Origin of the sequence: Psychrobacter sp. Pi2-1 (assembly GCF_904846645.1) — a bacterium.
GTDB lineage: Bacteria > Pseudomonadota > Gammaproteobacteria > Pseudomonadales > Moraxellaceae > Psychrobacter.
Genome location: NZ_CAJHBO010000043.1, coordinates 1 through 1633 on the forward strand (window position 1 = coordinate 1; position 1633 = coordinate 1633).

1 protein-coding gene is annotated in these 1633 nt (G+C 32.5%); it reads left to right on the plus strand.

The window, feature by feature from the left end:
* Nucleotides 1-150: 150 nt before the first annotated feature.
* Nucleotides 151-1476 (plus strand): hypothetical protein, encoded by a 1326-nt coding sequence (locus JMX91_RS13145; protein ID WP_201549606.1) that lies wholly within the window; start codon nucleotides 151-153, stop codon nucleotides 1474-1476.
* Nucleotides 1477-1633: the final 157 nt, after the last annotated feature.

Sequence of the window (1633 nt, forward strand, 5' to 3'; positions counted from 1 at the left end):
AATCAGACTAGGATTCAAAAGGGTTTGGGCTATAAATCGCCAAGACAGCTGTGGTTTGACTTTTATCGTCAGGCTGCGTAACTAAAATCTCCCAAGTTTAGTTCTACGGGATTGACAGCAGGGGTCAGACATGAGATCGTTTCACATGGGATGAGTCATGAGAGTAAGTATACTGAGCTGTTAGATGATGAGCTATCGTATGAACTTAAAGATAGTAAAGTCTATCTAGAAGGATTAGTTGAAGGTAAGGTTGAATCAATTAGCCTACCTTTTGCTAGCTATAACGATAAGGTGCTTGAAAAATCATTTCAATCTTATCGTTTTGTTAGGGTTGGAGGTTTTAAGTTCAATGATTTACAAAATATTAGTGGTTTGATTTATGCACATCCTTTAAACAGTAAGTCTGATCTGACTCGTGTAAAAAAATGGATAGATAAAGCTGTTGAGGATAGTAAGTGGATTGTTCTTGTGTTCCACTCTATTAAAGAAAATCCAAGCAAGCAAGAACTTTACACTAACTCTAAAGAGTTCTTGGAGGAGATACTTCGTTATTCAAGCGAATTAATAGAAAAAGGGTTGTTGAACCCCTTACTTTTTAGAGATGCAAAGGTTACTAAAAAAGTAGAGGAAAAAAACAAAGTAGAAAGCAAAGGGAGTGTGGCTTTACCTAATAAGGTTAGTACTCTTGCGGATGAGGAAGGGTTCATGATCACTTTTCATCCTTCAAAAATAAATACTAATAAACTTCTCGTAAGTTTCGGAGGGTTGCCTTCTTCAAAAACTCCTAAAGGTTTTGGAAGTGATTTTGCAATAAATAATGGTTTTCACCATATTTTTGTTGCTCAGCAAGCAAATAGTCAATATCAGAAGTTAAGCTTAGAAAAGTTTCAGGAAGCTATATTACCTTTGTGCAAGGGTATGGATGTCTACACTTACGGTTCTAGTTTGGGCGGTTACTGTGCTATATATTATGCTGGGGTAATTAATGCACAAGCTATATCTGCAGCACCAAAGAACTCAGCACACCCAACATTAAGTTATAACTTGAAGAGACCTGTAAAGTTTTTACATAAAAATATGCTTGATATCCCTAGATCTAGCAAGCCACCTATCATTATTTATGATCCTTATCAGCGTGAGGAAAATAACTTTATTAATAATCTTATATTACCAGCCTATCCAAAATCAAAGCTCATAAAGGTACCATATAGCGGGCATTTAGTCTTACAGGTACTTAAAGATAATAATATACTTAAGAGTTTTATTAACGGTATTATCAATGATAATACAATTATAGATATAAACTATGATACTGAAAATTGTCACATTTGGAATTATGAATATGCAAGAGTACTAGCAAGAAATGAAAATTATCAACAAGCTGTAAAATATGCTGAAAAGTCTATTTTAATTAGAGAGACAAATGAGGCGACTAAATTGTTAAATATTATTAAGTCTAAGATATGCTTAACTTAAATCTGTATTGAGAAATAGCTTGATATTAATATATTTAGAGAAACAAATGTGCTATTTAGGTAAGTGAAGTTCTAAATTATAATTGTGATTAGTAGATATAATTAAATTTAAATACTAAATTAAATAAGGTATTTGAAGAAGTTAATTAGTTTTAAAT